At 33.5% G+C, this 22,037-nt stretch carries 23 protein-coding genes; 1 reads left to right on the forward strand and 22 read right to left on the reverse strand.

Annotated features, from left to right (window positions below; translation table 11 throughout):
- Positions 1-11: 11 nt before the first annotated feature.
- Genes K8N75_RS09630 through K8N75_RS09655 form a run of 6 tightly spaced genes read right to left on the reverse strand, consistent with a single transcriptional unit; the run spans position 12 to position 10,206 of the window.
- Complete coding sequence (locus tag K8N75_RS09630) at positions 12-824, reverse strand: hypothetical protein (protein WP_223791827.1); 813 nt, start codon at positions 822-824, stop codon at positions 12-14.
- Positions 824-4,237 (reverse strand): hypothetical protein, encoded by a 3,414-nt coding sequence (locus K8N75_RS09635; RefSeq protein WP_223791828.1) that lies wholly within the window; start codon positions 4,235-4,237, stop codon positions 824-826. Before K8N75_RS09635 ends, K8N75_RS09630 begins: the two co-directional genes overlap by 1 nt.
- 20 nt (positions 4,238-4,257) lie before the next feature.
- A complete protein-coding gene (locus K8N75_RS09640; RefSeq protein WP_223791829.1) occupies positions 4,258-4,713 on the reverse strand; it encodes a hypothetical protein in 456 nt (151 codons plus the stop codon).
- 18 nt (positions 4,714-4,731) lie between these two features.
- Positions 4,732-5,970 (reverse strand): DUF2341 domain-containing protein, encoded by a 1,239-nt coding sequence (locus tag K8N75_RS09645; RefSeq protein ID WP_223791830.1) that lies wholly within the window; start codon positions 5,968-5,970, stop codon positions 4,732-4,734.
- On the reverse strand, positions 5,971-6,735 hold the full coding sequence (locus K8N75_RS09650) for a hypothetical protein (protein WP_223791831.1): 765 nt from the start codon (positions 6,733-6,735) through the stop codon (positions 5,971-5,973).
- Between the two features lie 6 nt (positions 6,736-6,741).
- Entirely contained in the window at positions 6,742-10,206 is a 3,465-nt protein-coding gene (locus K8N75_RS09655; protein WP_223791832.1) for a hypothetical protein, read from the reverse strand.
- Positions 10,207-10,384: 178 nt separating this feature from the next.
- Here K8N75_RS09655 and K8N75_RS09660 point away from each other — a divergent pair, with 178 nt between their 5' ends.
- Positions 10,385-10,783: a hypothetical protein gene (locus K8N75_RS09660; RefSeq protein WP_223791833.1), complete on the forward strand. Its 399-nt coding sequence runs from the start codon at positions 10,385-10,387 to the stop codon at positions 10,781-10,783.
- Here K8N75_RS09660 and K8N75_RS09665 read toward each other — a convergent pair.
- From K8N75_RS09665 to K8N75_RS09740, 16 genes are all read right to left on the reverse strand, one after another.
- Complete coding sequence (locus K8N75_RS09665) at positions 10,776-10,937, reverse strand: hypothetical protein (protein ID WP_223791834.1); 162 nt, start codon at positions 10,935-10,937, stop codon at positions 10,776-10,778. The genes K8N75_RS09660 and K8N75_RS09665 overlap by 8 nt on opposite strands.
- A 98-nt stretch (positions 10,938-11,035) precedes the next feature.
- Positions 11,036-11,491, reverse strand: coding sequence for a hypothetical protein (locus K8N75_RS09670; RefSeq protein ID WP_223791835.1), 456 nt, complete (start codon positions 11,489-11,491; stop codon positions 11,036-11,038).
- Between the two features lie 4 nt (positions 11,492-11,495).
- Complete coding sequence (locus tag K8N75_RS09675; RefSeq protein ID WP_223791836.1) at positions 11,496-11,693, reverse strand: hypothetical protein; 198 nt, start codon at positions 11,691-11,693, stop codon at positions 11,496-11,498.
- A gap of 109 nt (positions 11,694-11,802) precedes the next feature.
- Positions 11,803-12,609 carry a hypothetical protein gene (locus tag K8N75_RS09680; protein ID WP_223791837.1) on the reverse strand — a complete coding sequence of 269 codons (807 nt, stop codon included), beginning with the start codon at positions 12,607-12,609 and terminating at the stop codon, positions 11,803-11,805.
- Between the two features lie 33 nt (positions 12,610-12,642).
- Positions 12,643-13,362, reverse strand: coding sequence for a hypothetical protein (locus K8N75_RS09685; protein ID WP_223791838.1), 720 nt, complete (start codon positions 13,360-13,362; stop codon positions 12,643-12,645).
- A 2-nt stretch (positions 13,363-13,364) separates the two neighbouring features.
- Positions 13,365-13,529 carry a hypothetical protein gene (locus K8N75_RS09690; RefSeq protein WP_223791839.1) on the reverse strand — a complete coding sequence of 55 codons (165 nt, stop codon included), beginning with the start codon at positions 13,527-13,529 and terminating at the stop codon, positions 13,365-13,367.
- 63 nt (positions 13,530-13,592) lie between these two features.
- Entirely contained in the window at positions 13,593-14,189 is a 597-nt protein-coding gene (locus tag K8N75_RS09695) for a hypothetical protein (protein WP_223791840.1), read from the reverse strand.
- Between the two features lie 2 nt (positions 14,190-14,191).
- Positions 14,192-14,623, reverse strand: coding sequence for a hypothetical protein (locus tag K8N75_RS09700; RefSeq protein ID WP_223791841.1), 432 nt, complete (start codon positions 14,621-14,623; stop codon positions 14,192-14,194).
- Positions 14,624-14,637: 14 nt separating this feature from the next.
- The gene (locus K8N75_RS09705) at positions 14,638-15,042 is read right to left on the reverse strand and encodes a hypothetical protein (protein ID WP_223791842.1); all 405 of its coding nucleotides are present in this window, start codon (positions 15,040-15,042) and stop codon (positions 14,638-14,640) included.
- A 28-nt stretch (positions 15,043-15,070) separates the two neighbouring features.
- Positions 15,071-15,637: a hypothetical protein gene (locus tag K8N75_RS09710; RefSeq protein WP_223791843.1), complete on the reverse strand. Its 567-nt coding sequence runs from the start codon at positions 15,635-15,637 to the stop codon at positions 15,071-15,073.
- Between the two features lie 47 nt (positions 15,638-15,684).
- On the reverse strand, positions 15,685-16,563 hold the full coding sequence (locus K8N75_RS09715; protein WP_223791844.1) for an encapsulin: 879 nt from the start codon (positions 16,561-16,563) through the stop codon (positions 15,685-15,687).
- A gap of 14 nt (positions 16,564-16,577) precedes the next feature.
- Positions 16,578-17,087, reverse strand: a complete 510-nt coding sequence (locus K8N75_RS09720) for a hypothetical protein (protein ID WP_223791845.1) — start codon at positions 17,085-17,087, stop codon at positions 16,578-16,580.
- A 1-nt stretch (position 17,088) separates the two neighbouring features.
- Complete coding sequence (locus K8N75_RS09725; RefSeq protein ID WP_223791846.1) at positions 17,089-19,032, reverse strand: Rossmann-fold NAD(P)-binding domain-containing protein; 1,944 nt, start codon at positions 19,030-19,032, stop codon at positions 17,089-17,091.
- Positions 19,033-19,375: 343 nt separating this feature from the next.
- Positions 19,376-20,308, reverse strand: a complete 933-nt coding sequence (locus K8N75_RS09730) for a hypothetical protein (RefSeq protein WP_223791847.1) — start codon at positions 20,306-20,308, stop codon at positions 19,376-19,378.
- 4 nt (positions 20,309-20,312) lie between these two features.
- Positions 20,313-21,758 (reverse strand): hypothetical protein, encoded by a 1,446-nt coding sequence (locus tag K8N75_RS09735; protein ID WP_223791848.1) that lies wholly within the window; start codon positions 21,756-21,758, stop codon positions 20,313-20,315.
- A 13-nt stretch (positions 21,759-21,771) separates the two neighbouring features.
- The coding region (locus K8N75_RS09740) for a hypothetical protein (protein WP_223791849.1) at positions 21,772-22,037 on the reverse strand (266 nt) is incomplete at its 5' end.

Below are 22,037 nucleotides of genomic sequence, written 5' to 3' on the forward strand. Positions count from 1 at the left end.
TTTTTAGTAAATTATTCATTGCATCCTTCATCAGTAGTATCAGTTAAATCAAGTTTTCTGTGCAAGGTGATTATAGCAACAGCATTATCTGATAACCCAGGTTCATAATAAAAATATCCTGGTACTCCTTGTTCTATTTCTGGATAATCTTCATGATCAATAATTGCAGAAACTATTGGTCTTCCTATGGTTCTATCTACATTAAAATTTCCTAAATCCCATATATTAGGATAACCTGGCAATGCGCCTCCTATAAATTCAACCCATGTTGTAGCTTGTCCATCTTTATAAAAACCACCCACTTGGAGAAATCCACTACTTTTAGGATTTTCCTCTTCAATATTTACATTTGTATAAAATATTGCAGGACTAATATTTGTTATATAATATTCTAAACGAGGATATCCTTCAATACAATAAGGATTTCCCAAACATGGATTTGGAAACATAAACAATCCTAATTTTTCAGATATATGAATTTCAATACTACAAGCTCTTCTAAAATAACCATTTCCCGGACAATCTCCTAATGAATTATAACCTGGTGTTAATATTTTTGTATATTGATAAACATCATATTCACATTCTGTTTTTTCTTTTCCACAACTGACATTTATTGCAAGTTTTTCACCATGAGGACTTGTTAAATTAATAACAACATCCCCAATACCAATTGGTGCATTGCTTTGGGTTTGAATCTGTCCATCTGCTGTGGGTAATCTTAAAACATTATCTCCCTTTGAAATATTTTGACAGACCGGTAAAACTATTTTCTCCCCTGAATTGGTTGTTAATATGGTGACATTATCTCCTTTGTTAACCATTAATTATCCTTCCTTTTCTTGAAGTATCCTAAATCTTTTGCATTCTCAGTTGCAGCTTTATTTACTGGTTGAATTGTTACAGTTCCTTTACTATCTTTAGCTACACAAATACCATAAGTTGGTGCTGTTTTTGATATTTGATGTTTAGCAATGGCTTCAGCAGTTCCATATTCAGATAATGGTCCTAATATCTTTTTATCTGTGGTTGCTGTGATTTGTGTTGTTCTTTGTGCTGTCGTTCCACTCATGCGGATGCTAGTTATTACAAGGGTTTTTCCTTTTAATTTATAATGATCTTTGATATATATTGGCTGTCCAATCTCACAACCTGGAAATTTAGATAATCTCATTGAAATGGTAAATATTGGTCTTGAATTCAAATCAAGAACATTATGAACTTCAGCTTGTAATTGTTCGTAAATTGTAACAGAATTATCTTGAATCTGTTTACCTGGCATAAATCCATAACCTGGCCATGATAAACCATTATCGGTATCATACCACCCATTACGACTATACTCATCTTGATCTTCATATTCAAATTCGTTTTCTTTTCCACCTGTTCCTCTTTGGGTGTTTATAATGCTTTGTCCATCTTCTTTAACAGAATGATCTAAAACTCTTCCTTCATTCAATCCAATAGATATACCCATGCTTTCATCCATAACATCAGTATTGAATATTCTTAATAATCCTTTGTTATCCAAGAACCAGCTTATATTTTGATTTCTTAATTTACTAATTAATGCCATCAATTCAGTAAGTGCATCTGCTTTTGTATCCCAATTTCCTGCAAATCCATTAAAAAGATGGTTTGCATTAAATATTTCATCTACATGGATATCTACACAAGGGCCTTTTTTAACTCCAGAACCAAACATGATCATATTTAGCCACATTTCAGATGTGAATGCTGTTGGCGGAGTGTTTGTTGGACTTATTGGTTGTGATTCATCATAGGTTACTGCATTTATATGGAATGGTTGTGTTATGATTGGATTTGCTTCTCCTCTTCCTGATATTTTCCATAATCTTTCTCCAGATTTGTTATCTTCTATTATATCATCAATGATACCGGTATAGAATCCGTCAGGATTTCCATGTAATTCTGTAAGTCTTATTTTCTGACCAGAAAATAGCATTAAATCTTCTGCACTACGATATGTTATATCAAAAGTAGAATTTTTATTATTACCTTGTTTATCTGTATCCCAACTAATCATATTAGGAAATACAACTTCATTGACTGATAAAAAGATTAGTTTATCGATATTTGATGATGGTTTCTGTGGATTGTCTTCAAATATACTTCCTTGCAAGGTTAAGATCTTACTATATAACTTTCCAATAGCAGTTTTACATTCCAATTCATCCCTTCTATGGGGGGATCTAATATTGGTTATTGCAGATAATTCAGAAACATGATCTGGAACATTGAATATTAAATTATCTAAATATGCTTTTGGACTTAAATAATAATTATATCCTTGTGATGCTTCTATTTTAACATTATAATCAAAATATTCACTATTCCCTGTGAAATTAGCATCATAATCTATCTTTTGGAATATATGTTCAGTATTATAATATACATCAACAATACCATTTGCTGCAACTACTAACCTATATTTTCCAAGAATAGTTCCAGGTGTTTTGGTGAATGTTGCCATTACAATGGTTGTTCCACCTTCCCAGCTTCCACTTGGAACTGTTTTGATTAATTTTATTTCAGTAGGAGTTATATTCAAAGACCAGAAGGTATCATATTGTTTATAATTAAAAAATAGATTTAATGATTCAAATTCTTCTCCTTCTATGTCAAATTCTAAATCAAAACCATGAGGTAATTCAAAATTTTGGATAAATAAAGCTCCTTTTGAACCAAATCTTTTTGCTGGAAGAATTACAAACTTTTGGTTTTCAGTATCTAAATATCCCCCATCATATTCAGTAATAGCTAAATGATTCATTAATGTTTGTCCATCAAAATTGGTTTTAATTAAACCAGGATATATTATCGTTGATTCACAATGCAAAATATCTATAATTGTATTGGATTGTATATGTGCATTGCATTCCAAACTTGAAATATTATGATTATTTCTGATGTTGGTTACCATTTCCAAGTTTGAAAATATAGGGGCAGGTTGAATATCAAGATCATCAATCCAACTTTCTGAATTTGTGAATAATCCATTTGCAGATGAAATATAAATATCTCTTGAAGTTATATCCGGAATTTCAATTGAATCAATAATAATTTCTTCATCTAATCTTACAGATACTCTTCCATTTGCAACCATTATCTCATAATTTCCAGCAGGTACAGGAATATTATTTTCAGATAATGAAATTACATCCCATACCATTCTTTGATTGGTAATATCATAATGATAATGTAATGTTCTAAATCCTGAAGCTGCTTGCCAATCTAAACAATAAGAATCAATATCTTGTTGATTTCCAGAAATATAATTCCACATCACATTAAATAATGCAGTTGAACCACCTAATTTAAATTTTAAAAGAAAACCTTCTTCAATATTTAAATCATTTATTTTCAGATTTCCTCCATAATTCCTGAAATTATTAAGGGATAATCTTTTATTAATCTGATCCAAATAACTATGATCCCATACATTCCAATTAACAAAAGGGGGTTTTTCTGGATGTTGATTCAATAAAAGATTTGGATGCAAAATTGAACTAAAACCTGTTTTTAATAATGATCTTGTTTTAACATTTCCTACTAATGATAATTCATCTCTGGTTGGTTCTATTAATGTGGTTATGCACTCTAATGAAGATATTTGAATCTCTTTTAGAACCGTTACACATTCTAATGAGGATATATAATGATCAGGTCTAATATTGCAGACACAATTTAATTCTGAAATTCTCATCTCTGCTTCTGTAACAATTGAAAAATCATCCCAATAAGTAACGTTACCCGATTCATCATCTACTTTAAATTTACTGATATCTAATGTTCCAAAGTTTGTTATTGTTCCGAGATTTGTACCTGCAAATGTAACAGTCCAATCACTTCCTGTTTTTTGAACGATTACGGGAATAGGATTTGAAGTTGAATAAGATTTTCCAAATAGGGGATATGGATAATTTCCATTTTGATCAAATAAATTGACATAACATCCAGATAATCCATTGAAAAACATCCTTAATTTAATATATTCAGAACCATCAGCATTGGAAAAATAGATATTCCTAACACCTGTTAAACCAGTTCCAACCCATATATTGAAGGATGCACTAAAATCAGTTAAGGTAATATTCTTGGTTATTGTACCTGCATTTGCTGATTTTAGTCTTCCACTTTCAATAATATATCCATCAGGATTACTATCCCATTTAGATAGATCAGTTGAAAAATCATCTGAAAATACTATTCCCATTTATTAACCAACGCCTTTGTTTATTCTGCAGTTAAATCGTATAATACATATAATTTGAATGCAATATCTCCATTCGGAGGGACAGATGTTGCATCTGAAGGAACATTTTCTATTAATTCGATGGCATGGAATGAATTTGCATTTATTGTTCCCAATGCTAAAGTTGTAACTCCTCCTAATTCTGTATAGGAAACATCTTCATTTGTAATAGATTTACCATCAATCCATTTATTCTGAACAACTTCCCTTCCATTCTCTAATGTATCACCAGAATCCAATCCTGTTTCGGTTACAATTTTAATTCTCGTATTATACATTGGTGTAGAACCGGCACCACTTCCTTTATCATTCCAGATATGGATCACTTGTGGATCTGATGAATGACCCATTATCACGTCTCCAAAATCTTCAGGATTACTAATATTTAATTCAACAATATTATCTTCTTCATAATAACTTACAACAGGATCGGCCATTTATTTCAACTCCTTTTTTTATAATTCTGCTTGGATAATTAAACCGCACATAAAATTTCCACCTTCAACAGAGGCAGGAATCGTGCATTTAACATATATTTCCTTATCAGTATTGGCATCAAGATGAGCAATATCCAATGAATCATAATAATCGACATCATCTTCACTTAATTGAATATAATGATAACTACCAACACTACGATATTGCATAATATCGGGAATAAGTTTAGGATCAAGATCTCCTAAAATTAACACAATATTTCTTAAATTAAAATCTTTAGCTTTAATTTTAATTATTTTCGTTCTCATAGATCCAGGGTACATTGTTTCAAATAATAAGTTTAATATCTCATTATTTTCATTATCTGAAATGATAAATGTGGGTACTTTAAATTCTTCACCAATAATCACATCTGCTGGTGGATTTGCGGTATATTTTAGAACAGATATATAATCAATAGAACACGAAGAATTATTATTTCCAATCATCAATCTAAATGGTGCATGAGCTACATCTGTATCGGATGATCCTTGTAGAACATTATCATAATACATCTTTAATTCATGCAACAGATCATCCACTTCCATTTTTAATATATGATAATCATCTAAATCTGGAAAAGTGATACTCTGATTACAAACATTATCCAAACAAGATAAAATATTAAATCCACCTGTACCTTTATAAAAAAGATTGACAGAACCACTGGTTAAACTATGTTGGCTTGTTAAACCTGCTCTTAAATTATCATCCGTTTTCTTAATCTTCATTTCCAAAATACAAGAACCAATATCATCAATTAAAGAAGCTAAATTCAACCAATTTCCTTCAGTATTTGTAATAGTAGCAATAGAATTTGAAACTACTACTGTTCCTCCTTCCTGACTCCATTTTGTATCATCTAAAAGCGTACCTTCAAAATGATCATAAAGAATGCAAACAGCATCAGGGTCTGATTCAGAAATTGCAGCAAGATTATTATAATACACTTTACATTCCAAACTATCAGGATCAGCAGGGATGCTTGGAATAAGTAAAATAAAATTAGCATATCCATTAACCTGAGAATCTGTCATAAAATAGGGTATATTGGTTTTATTTGTATCATTCAATGAGAATCTAACATCTTTAAAATCAGATGCCATTCCTAATTTCCAGAATACTTTAACATTAACAGGATAATTAGTTAATATTCCATCAATACTTCCATATATTCGGAATAATTCCTCATCTTCCCATGCACTATAATCTGTCATTTAATCATTCACCTGTATTAAAAACAAATATCCGCACCCAATTTTACCACCATATATATCTTTGATGGTAAAAGTTAATTCATTAATTCCTTCATGCAGTAATGATGTTACCTCAATATCAGGACCGGGAGCATAATGATTACCTGCATTGCAACTTCTTTCAAAAGAATTTCCATCCGCATTGGAAACAATTAACTGATCATCAATATTAATTAAATCTGTTGCAGGATCTGCCTGCCAATCACTAGCAACATAAACCCGCCCTATGCCATCCCAATTAAATGTAAATGTTCCAAGATATTGTGTAGCAGTTCCAACTGTGTTTATTAAATAAGTATATCCTTGTGTAATCAAATTATACGGTTTTGTAGTATCTGGAGTAGTCAATGGGTCAGGTATTACTTCTTTATTAACTAGTTGTAATTCAAAAATAAGATCAAATTCAATAAGTTCCATTGCAAATTCATCAGGACCGTATTTAGGATAGTATAATGCACCTAACCAATTATCAATTCCGTCACTTATCGGGATAATTGGGCCATCAATACTGGCCTGTAAATCTGAGCCCCCACTTTCTGTTATTTCATTAGTAATTTTTAGACAAGCCATTTCTTTAAAGGCTTTTATTTCATCCAATGGAGTTTCATATCTACTATCTTCATAATATGCTGCACAATGTAATGTTATTTGGGGAAATGATGAATCATCCATACTTTGAATCCAGTATGGCCTAAGGCCATTAAAAATCCAATCTAAATTATCCATAACTAATCACTTCCTTGCTAATGGTCCAACTTTTCCACCTGCTGTAATTAAACCTCTTAAAGCAGGATTTGTTGATAAACCTTCCCCGATATTATTCCCGATATCCTTAGCTTGTTGAGGTGTTGTACCTGCAGGTAAACCAGTCAAATCAACTGTAATACTGATTAAATTAGATTGTTGAGAATTATTACCTAACTGATTTGAAACACTTGGAATAGAAGGAATATTCACATTATTTAAATTAAATTTCCCAAGACCTTTAACTCCTGATAATGCTATGTTTGCAGCCCACGATTCCATATTACCTGCAAGATCTCCAGATAACGGCCCCATCTTAGGAGGACTATGTGGTAAATGATCACTTATCCACTGTAAAGCACCACCAACATTAGGTAACTGGCTTTTAATACCATCAACAAGTCCCCCTATCATGCCAGAACCCCAATTATAAAAGTTTTGAGGCATATTCTGTAACCAATTACCTGCATCTTGGAATGGTTTTTCGATAGCTCCAGGAATACCACTTGCCCAACTTACAATATTTCCAGGAAGATTTAAAAAGAAATGATTTAAAGGTCCGGAAATATTAACATCTAACCAATCACCCATACGCTTACTTGCATCTTTACCAAAAATATAACCCCAAAATTGTTCAGGATTAATATTTAATTTATCCAAACCTAAAAATGTGGCTGCACTTGCATAAGGTATTTTGAACATTTCCCATCTAGGAGCTATAATATCTTTGATATTTTGAGGAACCATTGCATTTATAATTCCTTTCCATGCATCAATTCCAAAAACCTCTTGTGTCTGTTGTAAAATACTTTTATGCCAGTTTTCACCTGCACCGGATAACATTTGTAATACGGTTGTAATTACCATTGCAGGACCACCGGCTTTACCTGTTAAACTTCCAAGCCTACCAAGTATTCCTTCATTCACACTTGTAGGAAGACGCCCCCCAATATTTTTTAAATCTGGTAATTTACCAGTTATCCCTTTTGTTAGATCATCTATAAAACTTAGATTGGGTTTTGGGAATTTGATATCGGGTAATTTGATATCTCCAAATATTCTACTAATAAAATCTTTAAATTTATTTGATTCGGGTAAAATTCTTCCCTCTTCATCATTAAAGAACTTCTTAAATTTATCACTAATAGTTCCAGATTTTAATTCTCCTTTAGTATATAATTCATTTTCAATATTTGTAAAACTTTTAGATATGGATGTTTTAGCATTTATCTCAAAATCTCCAGCATAATCATCAATATTTTTTCCTGCTAAATTCATCGCCATTTTAAATTCAGTTGAAAAATCATCAGTAATAGTTGTTAGACCTTTTCCATCCCCAATAGCTTTAGCAACCATATCTTCCATTTTCCATTTTGGAAGAATTTTAGTATAAGCTTCATCAAGAACATTCCCAACTTTATTCATTCCAGATTTAATATCTGATCCTAATTCCTCTAAAACTACTCTATCTTGTTCTCCAAGTCTGATCTGTTCAGCATACCAATCTTTTCCCCCACTTACAATTTCATCTTTAACTCTACCCATTCCACTTTTAACTTTATTTACTACACTATCAAAATTAAAATTAAAAGTTCCTTTTTCATCAGGAAATAATCTATCTAATATATTACCTACTTTTTCATCAGCTAAATTATCAATTTTCAATACTCCATTTTTAATAACGCCATATATATTATCTAACACATTTGTATATTTCTTAGCAATTTTAGAACCAGTATTAAATAGATCATCAGAATCTTTAACCCATCTCTCTTCTGTTTTTTTAAAGATATTATCAATATCTGGGCCTTTAATGCTTCCTTTTTCTTCACCGAATATATTTGGAATTTTAATTTCTTTAATATCATTTATAAGTTTAGTTCCAAATTCTTTTATTCTAGTTGTAAGTTTAGGACTTTCCTTTTGTATTGTACTTTCCATCTGGGCAAAACCATCATCCAAACCTTTAGTTAAATTAGGAATTTTAATATCCTTTAAAAGATCATCACCTAAGCCTAATCTTTTAGAGATGGCTTCAGGAATATTCCACCCTTTAATAATGTCAATGGCTTTTGTACCAACATTTTTCCAAAATCCTAACCATTTTTGTAATAAACTAGTTTCATCAATGCCTAATGCTGCTTTAATAAAATCTGGAAATTTACCTAAAACATAAGATGTTGCCCCAATAAAACCTGTAAGTCCAACAAACCCTATGCCTAACCCCACAATACCCCTAGTAATATCTCCAACAGGCCCTTCTAAATTATCTAACCAACCTGCAAATCCGCCGAGAGCCCAATTAACAACACCTAATCCTGCTGAAACTGCAGGTAAAACGGTTGCGCCTAATATCCTGCTCATGTAATCTCCAGTAGCAGCGGTTTGGTCTAGAGTATGCCCCCAAGTTGTTTTATATTCCTCCATACCGGCAGCGTTGGCCTGACTATCCATTAAACTGTTCAAAAAAGCGGCTCTTTGTTCCTTATTCATTCCAAGCATTTTATCTTTAACTTGATCGATAGTCATTCCTGTTCTTCTCATAACGTCATCAGAATCAATACCTAAAGAAACAAGTTGCCTATTACCCAAAGTTCCCGTTTGAACAACTCTTGCATATGCTTTTTCAACAGTTGAAATAGGCACGTTAAGATTTTCTGCAGCACCACTCATCAATCCAAAACCACGAGTTATAGTGTCAGTATTATGAACTCCTACAATACCCATTGCAGCGATATCGCCCCTAACATCTCCCATAGTACGACCAGTAACACTTTTCATGTCATTCATGACATTTCCCCATTTGGCTTGTACTTGATCAACAGTTTCGACCATATGATCTTGGGTAGTACCTATCCGTTTCATTGAATCTTCATAGTTACCTGCACCATCAACGGCTGCAGCTATTGCTGCATCGGTTCCAGCACCAATCAGACCTCCCACAGCGCTATCGCTTCCTCCTCCCGAGGTACTATCTCCAGCTTGACTTATATTATCTGCGGCACTTACTGCATCATTACCTACATTAGTTACACTTGTATCTGCATCTTCCATCGCTGTCTGGATTCTTTGACTCGCTTCTTCAGCGGCAGTTCCCATGCCTTCAATATCAGTAGATGCGTTGTTGGCATCGTCACCCAATGTAACAACATTACTATCGTCAACAGGAATTGCTAACTGTGTATTATTTAAGGAATCCACTTCCCCACTTATGTTAGTTAAATCATCTTCAGCATTACCAACAACATCTGCGCCTAATAGGATATCAGTCGTATTAAGAGTATCTGCCTCCTCTTGAAGTGTGAGTAAATCTCCTTCAGCGTTACCACTAAGAGTAATATCAGTGTTGATACTATCAGGAATTTTATCAAATAATCCTAATAAATCATTTAATCCTCCTTGGATATCACTAATATCTATAGCTGTTTTGATACCAAGAGTTTTATCAGACATTTTTTATACCCCATAAATTTAAGAGAAAATAAAATAGGAAATTTTAATAATAATAAAAAATAGGATAAGTAATATGAATATTTTAAATAGTTGGCCTTATTGGAATGTTTTTAAAGAAACGTGATGATAATAAACAAAAAAATTAAAGATTTTATTTATTTGATATGGAATGGTTCAAATGGTTTCAAATGAAGAAATTAAAAGCAAATTGGGAAATAAAAGAGAAGGAATAGGTGTAAATGGATATTTAGTATGTAATAGTTGCCAAGGAGTTTATGAATTACAATCCGGAGAAAATCCGGAAGATTTTAGTTCTCAATGTGAATGTGGCGGAAACTTAAAATACAATACAACCGCTAAAATATTCCAATCTTCAGATGATCCAGAATATAAAAAACATAACAGGGCTATAATAGCATCTTATATCCTAATCGTACTTTTCTTGCCATTGGCCTTAGTTGGTTCTATATATCTTATTACAAGAGATAATAAAAGAGCCAAATATAATGGGAAAATAGTAATGGTTCTTTGTTTTGCTCTCGTACTTGTAGCAGTTGTTAGAGGAATATTCATGTAGTATTAATATCATTTTGAATTTTAGATTCTTTTTGTCTCTGTCGTGCTTTTTCTTCCATTTGGTATTCTAATTTTAGCATCTCATCCTTTTCTTTCTGTTTTTGTTTCTCTGATTTTTGTTTAGGTTTTGGATTTGTATGATCTACTATGTCCAATATTGTAGTTAGATCTAATTCTAGTACATATTCAATAGACCATCCTGTTTCATATGCTATACCTACTATTAATTCTCTGAAGTTGTTGAGATCTTCTTCTAAGGAGATTGTTCCTTTTTTTTATCAGTCCTCTCTTCAGAGGGTGTTGATATTCTTGACATGATCCCATATACTTGTCTTAAATATGGATATTCTATTTCTACATCTGGGATTTTATCGATTGAATCCGTGGATCTAATTTTGGGATTAAATGCTCTTTTTATTCCTCTTTGTCCTAATTTTTCAATTAAGGGTTGTGTTTTTTCGTTAAGGTCTTCTATTTCATTCCGGATAGGTATAGCCTCATTGATTTCTTCATCAGTAAGTTCAGTACCTTCTTTACCTTTAGTTATCTTAAGGTATCTTGTTTGTATTCCTAATGTTTCATTCTGTATCTTGTTTAATGTTCTTAGGATTGCATAATCATTACCACGGAATCCTTTTATTTCAACTTTTGTTCCATTAATATCAATGGTTTCTGTTTTGAATAATTTTGGAATTTTTGATTCTACCATAAATTTAAGCCTCCTCAACAGCAGGAATATAAACAAATTCAACTACATTAGTATCTGGAGTTGAATATCCAAAGATCTGAACTTTATCAAAATCAATTTTTAACTTTCTAAAACATTTTTTAACCACATCTAAAGCTATATCAAAATATTCTTGTGATTTATCAATACAGCCTTTTGGTGCATTTATATAAATAACTTCCATGATTAAAGCCTCCGAATATAATTGTAGTTGGACTGGGATGATTTGAACATCCAGATAGGCTTTTACTGAGTACAGTCCAATATTTTATTTAAAAAAAAATAGGGAAAATTTAGACCTCATCAGGTAATACAAGTTGAGGTAACTCAGGTGTAGTCATATCTAAAGTGATTTTACTTTCTGAATCAACTTTACCTCCAGGGAGATCAGGACTTACTTTAACACTCTCTAGATATATTCTTCCAATTTCTCCTTCGTATTCCATATTGATATATCCATATAATGAGAGGGGCCTATTCCTCATAGTATATCTAGTATATCCCTCAACTGGTGTTTTATTACCAAGATATGGGCCATACATTAATTTACGAATATATTTAATGGTTTGTTCTGTCATTACCTGTTCCATCTTTACACTGATAGTCATTGCTCCAAACCCTGTAACTGTATTGGAACTTCCCATACGCCCAACTTCTTTTTTATTCTGTTTTACTGATGGGGTGATATCCTGCATACGGAATGGTTCTAATGATTCAGCATAGTCTACAACAATAGCATCTATCAAACTATCATCTGGAGCTGTGAGCAATTCAAACTGGGAATATACGTCATACCCTGTGATTGTATCTGCAACAGTTGTAATAGGATTTGATGCTATTAATTCAACTAATGTATCTTCATAGGTATCAGGTTCAGGTGGTGTTCCTGCAGTTGTTTCCCTTGTATATGGGATAACATCTTGTGCTTGCGGTAACATTCCCATTCCATATTTAGGGTATATTGGGCCTTCGGGAACTAAGAATTTTGTATTGCTATTATCTATTGTTCCTATTGCTGCAGCTTTTAAATGGTCTATTCCTAAACGAAAGGTTAGAGAATCTTGCATTAAAATATCTTCATTATCTATATCTACTAGCATTTTTATTCATTCCTCCTTTAAAATTAATAAATTTTAGTAGTTGTAATCAGCCGTTCCAGCTTTTAGGGACTGGTCTGTCATCCAAATTACTCTTTTGTTAACTGGATTTATCATATAATCTGTATCTTCAACTAGTTTTATGGGTGCATTGCTACTTTCTGCAGATGCTAAAACTCCTATAATATCAACAGTTGATTTAGTAGGTTCAGATACTGCAGTTACTCTCATAGTTGGAATTTCTTCTAATACGCTACTTTCAGCTGCAAGATATCTGACAATAGTTCCAATATATAAGTTAAATGTTTTAGCACAATGTCGTCTAAATCCATATCCTATAACATCAGCACAGGTTACAGCGCCTTTACTAAGTTCTACAAATACAGGTATTCCTCTTGTGATTGTAGGTAAGTTTATATATTGTAAACCGCCTGTTGTTGCATTAATTACAAATTGCACATCTCCTGCTGCTAAGTTTTTATCCGAGAATACTACCATTCCAAACTTATCTGAAGCACTCCAATCTGCAGTTATCCCTGTCTTCATTACAGTATGAGTAAGGGCCGCATTATTAGATAAACTTGTAAGTTTGTTAGAACCTGTACCTTTTAACATCCTAGTTGTACTTAATGTATTCTTGAATATTGTGTTACCTGATTCTGTTGTCATATTTTTAGCATCACAGTCATCTATGACTCCAAAATTGGTGTTAACTGTACCTGTAACAACATCAATTGCTTTGTCTGTTACCACCATCTTTATTCATCCTCCTCTCCATTTTCTTTAGATTGTAATTCTTCAATCTTTTTTATTTCAACGTTAATATCGAATCCTTTAATTTTGGGTCCGAATGTATTAATATAATTCTTAGCAGTTTCAAAATCTTTATTTTTAAGACAATTTTTGATAACTTTCGTTAACACTGTTTTATTTACTTTTGAGATATTATGCACCTCCATTTATAAAATAAGTAAAAATTTTAGAGTTTATGGAATAGTAACTGGTTTTTCGGGTGGTTTAAATATCCTGAAACTTGTTGCAGATGCTGTGGTTTTATGTGGCATTTTTGGATTTTTAGGATCTACATTAACAATACGGAAATCATGAACTGGGCCGCCAGGTTTTAAAACTTGAGTTCCTGGAAATTCATCGGATAAAAGAGTTTTGATTTTAAATAGAGCCCCGATGATATCTGTGTAACGTTTGCATAATAATGTAGCGTCATCATCATCGCCGTTAACAAATAGATATGCAGTTCCATTCAATACTGCTTTATCCATTTGTTTACCCATTCCTTTAGGTCCTGTTTCTGGTACCTGGATTATTTTAAGTATTATAACTGTACCATCGAACATTTCTAGATTTTCAGGTTTATGTAATAATACATTTAGGGCAATAGGGGAGGTATCTGGTATAGGATCCCCATTATCGTCTAATAGGGGTAAACGATTACCTTGATCATCAAATATAGGGGTTCCATTTTCATCGACTTGATAAGTAATAGCTCCAGGATTTATGAGGGTTTTTAGTTTATTTTGAATAGCAGTTTCTACTTTGTCAAATCCATATAAAACAAGATCCATCCTTAATCACCTACCAGTCTATCTAAGAACTCATCTAATCTAACTTCAGCATCAGGCATTCCGTCCATAAAGGCCAATGCAGGATAATCATTTGCAATTGTACCAGGATGATGTACATGACGGACAGGATGTAAAGCTCCAGGCCAATATAACCACGGATTACCAAAGATTTCATGAGGAGGTGTTCCTTCTATTACATAATCCCATTGAGGTACAGGACTCCAGATGCTCCGATCTAAAAATCCATCTATATCTATAAATGTTTGATCATAGAGTTCATGAGTCTGTCCAACTGGAGTGTATAATAGGTCATATTCTAGGAATATGTTGGTTACATCATCTATTGTGACTTCAGCAAGTCCTGGAAGATTATCAAGAGTATCTTGAACGAATGGAGTTACTTGATCATCTTTAGTAAACTGAACAAATCCCATGATAAATCACCCAATTAAATTAAACTTGCAAATTTAGGCAATGGAGTTTCTTCTTCTTTTGTTTCTTCATTGTACCCTTCGTGGATTATTTCAATATAGTTACGGAGTTTCTTTTCAGCGTTTGCCTCATATTTTACCGCAGTTGGGCTAAGAGAATCATTACTACTCCTATTAGTATTGTGCATGAAGGCAGCGGTGAATAGATTTGCAGCTTTGATTAATGTGTTCAAGGGGTCTTTTGGATCTATTGGATCTGGTATTGTTGGAATTGGCACATTCTCTGTTATTAATTCATTATTTATTGTGTCTTCGGCCTCATCTATTGCAATTAATAGTAATGCCTCATATTTATCAGAACCATTGTTACTTGATAGTTGGGTTGTTAAAGTTCTTACCACTGAGATATTGGCATAAGTCATAATTTATCTCCTAAAAAGATAAAATGATTCATTTAATCACTTTTGCTTTTTTAAGTAGAAGTAACATTACCCTAAAGAGTTTCTGTTCATCTTCTGTTAATACGGATCTATTCTCTTCGAGTTTCACAGCTTCGGCTTTAACATATTTTAGGACATGTTTATCTTCCCATAGTCCAGGGTTTCTTGTTTCCCATGCATATCCTCTGGCTTTTGTACTGATCTCTGCTTTTGTGTTTTCGATTGGTCCTGTATATCTGACTGTAACTTTTACCAGCTGTTCACAATTAGAACATTCAACTACCTCATTTTTATTGTCAGTGTTTTGGTAATCTTCACCTTTGAGTCCAAGCTTTTTACGGCATACAGGACATGTTATGGCTTCGATTCTGTTTTTTTCTGATTCTAAATGTTCTACTATGTCTTGCTTTTTAATATCGTCAGCAAGATTTAATCGTTCTGTTCGGGATAAGTCGCTGACTTCAATTGGTTTCTCAACTATAACAGGTTCTTCAGTTGATTCTTCCTTGACTTTTTCAGTTTTTAATGCTATTTCTTCCTTGGATTCAGTTTTAGATGTTTCATTTTTCTTAACCATTAGTTTTACCTCCTTTAAAAATTAATTAGACACCTTAAGAGTTGTTCTTAAGGTGTAAGGTCAACAAGGTTGGTTAATGGTAAGAAAGCGTCGAGTTTGTGTACATCAATTGCCTGATATGTGTCAACATTCCAGTAAATTTTGTTATCTTTGTCAGGATTTGGGTTGTTTGTATAGGTTTCTATGTCCTGTTCAATATTTCTTTCAGCTATGTCTTCACCAAAGTAGTGTAGTAATCCTTTATCATTCCCTAAACGTGCAACTTTCATGATGTCCTTAATTCCATTTGGGAAGAGTTTTGCAACGAAATCCATATATGTCGCCTGTGTTTGTGGAATCCTTTTAAGTAGGTTGTTGTATGCTGCAGGACCTAAACAAAGTTTCATTGGTAAACCATCATATTTTCCATCTCCACTTAATTCTGTGATGGCCTCTACAATGACCTGATCAGGTGCTAAAGCGGTAGTGTTCCATTCCTTACCCGAATCAACATCGTAAGGGGTGAGTGATGCATCCGCAAATATTCCCTTTGCTTGTGCATTTGTATCTCCATTGAATATTACATCATCCAATGATTCTGCAACTAATCTTCCAGAGTTACCTGCACTGGTACCGTTAAGAGCGGATTCTCCCATCCTAGCATATGCATATAATTCTTTTTTATGCATTGAAAATCCGTGGGTATGTTCTATTACAGTTACTGTTTTAGGAATTTTCTCCCCACTTTCCCTAGGAACTGTTTCTACCCTGTAACCTCTTTTAGCTTTGCCTTCTGGATATTGGACTTCATCACCTGTCACGGTACGTGTACCTGGTAGTAAATCTACACCCTTAGCAATTGCTAATGTTCCCATTAAGGGGGCTTTGTATGCTTTAATTACTTTTAATCTGTAAAAATTTGTAATTGAACCTGGTATATCTCCCATTTTAAATCATCTCCTTATAGTTTTACTTTTACTGGAACTTTATCAGTTGTAACTCCAGTTGCAAGATATGTTCCAACTACGGTTAGTTTGGCTGCGGCTGCTGCCTGTATTTCATCTATTAATCCATTGATTGCAGCGTTTATATTCGCATCGTCATGGGTTGCAATAGCTGCATCTGTGAATGTATCAACAGCAAGTTTAGTACCAAGACCTCCGGCCATCGGTACACATTTATCTCCAGCTGTAACACCTGCACCAAGTTTAACCCATAATGTACCGCCATTATATGCTTTAACTCTTTCTCCTATCTGATAGCCAGTACGTCTAATTAATCCTCCATTACCATCTGACATCATTTCATCAGGATCAGGAATTACTATTGCTATAACCTGATCGCCCGCACCTGCAAGATTACATTTGGCCTTATCAGAAGCGTTAAATTTAATAAGAGAATATGCAGGAATAATTTCTGCAGCTGTAAGTTCAACAGCTATTTCATGCCCATTAAATGGTTGTAATGCCATCTTAAACACCTACCTTACCCTGTTCATCTAAACTTTTCTGTACTTCTTTTATTTCATCATTGTACTTGTCACCAAGACCTTTCTGCTTATGGCCTCCTGTAAATGGGAGTTCATGAGCTGGTCTTCCTTCAAGAGATTTGGTCATGGTTTTGATGTCTCTTTTAACAAGTTCTGGACCTATATCTTTTTCAAGATCAGCTTTAATTTCTTTGACTAGATCTGATTCCTGTTCAGGTGTCATGTCGGGTTCTAATTTTTTATGCAGATCTAATGATTTTGTGAGAAGATTTTTCTTGGTTTTCTTTAAATCTGTTTCATCAGAACTGTCTAATCTTGTTTCTAATGATTTAATTTTTTCATCTTTTTCTTTGAGAGTTTTCTCAAATTTAGAGTCACGTTCATCTAACATTTTGGTTACATCTAATTTTGATATCATACCTTTCTGTACTCCTACTGTTGGCTCTGAAGGTTCAGGTTCGGTTATGGTTGGTTCAGGTTCATTCTTTTCAATACCTAACACGCCTTTAATGAACTCCTTACCTTCATCTCCAAGACCTTTTACTTTATCTACAAATGTTTCATCCATCCCTTCTGGGATATTCTCAGTTTTAGTCAACTTACCGCCTCCGTTTGGTTTGACTGCTTTTATCATCCATTTACTTTCTTGTAACGCCTTTGTTACGAATTGTAAGTCTGCTCGGACAGGATCACCTAATTTAACTTTCATGTTTCCTGTTCCATCATCTTCTCGTGTATATGGAATCGTGTATAGATCATCACTTGATGAAATATCCCAATCACTACTTACAAAAATAGAATCAGGGGACGTGTATTGAAGATAACAATCACGATTAAATCCTCCCCACTGGTTGGGGGTTCCATACTTTTTATCTAATTCCCCATTAATCTCAGCCTGTATCGTTTCAAAGGCATCATTGACACTCAGTACAGTTTTTTTAATTTTATCTCCTCCTATTGATTTATTCACAGCTGATTTTTCATCTATGAGTTTTAATAATTCATCTGCAGCATCGTATAATTCTGTGTTCTTACCTGCACTACTCATGCCTCCTGCAGCTGCAGTTTTAGCAGCTATAACTCCTTGACGGTAAATTTTACTGTTCTTACCTATCTCAAAACCATAACTACCTGCTAGTTTTTCATCCATATCTGGATGTACGGCTAGGGCATATTTTTTATATTCATCAATTTTATTATCAAAATCAGCAAATAACGGCTTATTCCACGACCCATTATTAATATTATCGTTGTCTATCTGTTCCTTTGCAAAATCAAGACAAGTCTGGTTAACTATCCAATCAGATTTTTTAATCTTTTCAACGTCGATATCTAATGATTTGTAGATCTGTCTACACATCGAACCGTAACATGTCTTTTCGGTCTTTGTTGAAGCTCTTGCTGTTCCTCTAGTGGTCCAGTTTGCAGGTGTGTCGGTGAGTGCTGCTTTGACAAGGAATACACCGTCGATCTTTTGAATACCTGAACCATCATCTTCAAGAATTTCGGTAGCATGTCCTTGAATACTTCCACCGATTGGAGACTCTGAATTAATTAATGATTTAATTGTGGATTCCCACTCTTCATTAACACGTAGATCTACCCATAACACTTTTTCAGCGTCAACCCATGCATCTGTAACGGGCCCTATTATGGCTTTTAAACCTTCAAAATGATTATCATCAATATTAATACCTTTTGCTATCAATGATTTTTTTACGTCGCTACCATCAACATTTAATCCTTTAGCTTGCATAGCCATCGAATCGATACATTTCTCTGTCATCTGATCCCCTTGAAGATCAGGATCTGTATTGCTTATTGCAAATTCAATATGGTAAAAACCATCACTTTGCATTCCACTTTGTGATTTTTGCAGTGGCATTACAAACTCGAATTGTTTATTAAGTAATTTTGCTTCAGGCATAGGCTAGTTCACCTCCTATTAACTCAGTTAAAAATAGAAAATTAATTAATCTTAATTCAATTTCTTAGATGTAAAAAAACTTTTATTATCCTTGGATTTGTTCTTTCTTCGAGCTTTACCAATCTCTTTAACAGTTTCTTTAGTGCTTTTTTTCATGATTAATCACCAACTTCGTAATAGTGCGATTTAACGAAATAGACATTTTCAATAATTTTTAGTAATCAAGTATCAATCCTCCAATCCACGAAATAAGAGTTCATAGGATTTATTAGGATTTCATTTAGGTATAATAAAATTAAACAAAAAAGTAATTATAAAAAAATATATGAAAAATGTTCAAATGCTATGCATCAAATTCAACACCTGCAACAACTAATTTGCATCTTCCCCCATAATGCTCTTCAGGAATCTCTAATATACTCCATGGACTGTTATCGGCATTATCTTGGCAATATTCACATACGTCACTATCTTCCATCGTTACCCAATCAACCTCAATTGCTAAAGTTAAAGTTGCAGCTCCAAATAATCCTGCTTCTAACCATCCTGCTTTTTGGCTTTCAACCCATCCAAACATTCCAAGTTGGTCTAAACGGTTATTGTTGTCTTTAAATGCACTATCTGTACTATTAATGTTTTCACAATATTCTCGTAGTTCTTCTTCATCCATATCAGGATTTTCTTTGGATGCCTCTTTCATGCAAGGTGTCCAACTCGATTTATTTATTGCTTTTTTTATTGTTGATGTAGGTGTAACTGAAGCATAGTAACTGTTCACATCAGTTATGTTAATTATCTGTCTTAACCTTCCACGTAAAACTAGGTAAGCATCTTCAATATTCATTAACTGTTGTCTTAATATGCTGTTTAGACGTGGTTGATCCTCTTCTTGTTTAGGAACTTTAACTTTGTAATCGTCTTTTAATGTTGTGTTCATATCATCGTAACCAGACTGATATCTGGTTTCATCTGATGATTGAACTTTATCTTGAGCATCTTTCATTAATGAATCAATTGAATCATCTACAGCTTTGATTTTATCTTCAGCTAACTGTTCTTTATTTAATAATAATTTTTTAAATTTATTATAAAAATCTTCATTAGGACTAATTAAGGTGTTACGTTGCTTTAACTCTTCTTTGGTTGCAGTTCCTTCACCTAAATTGGGGTTAGCTTCAAACTTTAAGTCATCATTAGCAGTTGATTTTTTGAGTTCAGGCATTACTTTGAGAAGTAAACTATCCATAAAATCTTCATCAACTGGAATCATCGCCATATCCTTACCCCATCAACCCTACTTTTCTTAATGCCTTTTTAAACTGTATAAGTTCCTGTTTCTTCGCTACACTGTTTTTAGGTTCTTCTAAGTGTGAATTTACATTTGCTATTTCAAAATCATCGGACGGTAAATTCTGATAATCAGCACTTTCATCTTCAGCACCAAAATCGATACTATCAGCCATGTCTTGACTACGCCTAATCTCTGTTTTACCTGTCGCTCCCATCTGCCATAATAGTTGCATACGCTGTAATATGCCAAGTAAATCTTTGCTTAAAAATGGTTTATATTCAATTTTAAAGTAACCTTCAACGATCCCTGCTTGAGTTTTAATTTCCTGTGCATATCGGGCTATGAGTTTACGATAAGTTTTACGGCTTCCACCGGCCTCTCTCTTCTGTATTGTGCTGTTAAGAATGGTTTCCATCGAAGATCTATTGACTGTTTTTGCAGCTTCAGCGTTGACTAATACTAATGGAATGTCTAGTTTTGTAGCTAATACATCGTAGGTATTCTTTTCTGTTTCTGCAAAATCAGTGGCTTTACCTGACATTGACGATATTTCTGCAGGTTTTAAAAAGCTCCATGATACGATTGATTTTCGGCTTTCTTCTTGTCTTCGCAATATATCTACTTGTTCTGCAAGTTTTTTATTAGCTTCATCCCAATTCTTTAAAACATCTTCACCCATTGGTGTTTTTTGCAGTTCTTCAACATCCAATACGTTATGTCGATAAACATTAGCCTGTTTCCACATCAACTCTAAACGTAACCCGGGGGCTGCAGCTGCAGTCCTGCAGTCCTGTAAACAATTTTGTAATGCACTTACACCGTAGGGTCCATGCTTATATAAGTTACCTCTTATATTGTAGTCTATACGGTCTTGAGTTAATTCAATTGTTGATGAGTTCTCCCAACTTATAAGTGAATTGTTAACATTCTGTATATACGGTTGTGTTCCTGTACGGTCATAAACAGCTTTTTGAACACTATTCATATCGAGGGTAATTGGATCTATACAGTCAATTCCTGTTATCTTATCATTCTCATCAAAGTAAAATCCACCATTTCCATTATAAGTTCTGATATTACATGCCCGGCCTAATACTTCTGTGAATGCTGAGAACCGATTCATGGTTTCATTGAGTTCCATCTTTTCGAATTGAGCTTCAACAAGTTTTTTAGCTTCCTGACCATCGTCATCTGATTCGAAACCAGTTGGAATTAGATTAACTCCTGTTCCTATGTCTAATAGAACCAGTAAATCTATGAATGGCCCAGCTATACCTCGCTCATAATGAAGTCTGGCTTCAAAATCTGAGATGGTTGGATAATTCTCTAATAATTTCAAGTCATAGATCCCATATCCAGGGTATCGTCTTTGCATCCACCGCATCTGATCATTAGAAGGATCATCAAATACCATGGGTATTGTATCTTTAGGCATAGTTCTGTAACTCCTAGAATAATTGGAACGGATCTAAATTTTTAGGTAATCTTGGTTTACGTAAATAATTAAAGCCCTGACTAAGGCTATCAATAATATTTGGAGATATAGACATTACAGGGGCAAGTCGACCTATCTCACCTTTTAATAATTCAAAATAAGATTCTTTATAACTAGATTCATGATAAATCTTCGTAGTTAATAACTCATTTATCAAGACAAGTCCCTGTGTCATCTCTCTTATAAGGGGGCGGGCTCTGTTAAACTTGCTACCAACTG

It is taken from the genome of Methanobacterium spitsbergense, from assembly GCF_019931065.1.
In the GTDB taxonomy this organism is placed as follows: Archaea; Methanobacteriota; Methanobacteria; order Methanobacteriales; family Methanobacteriaceae; genus Methanobacterium_B; species Methanobacterium_B spitsbergense.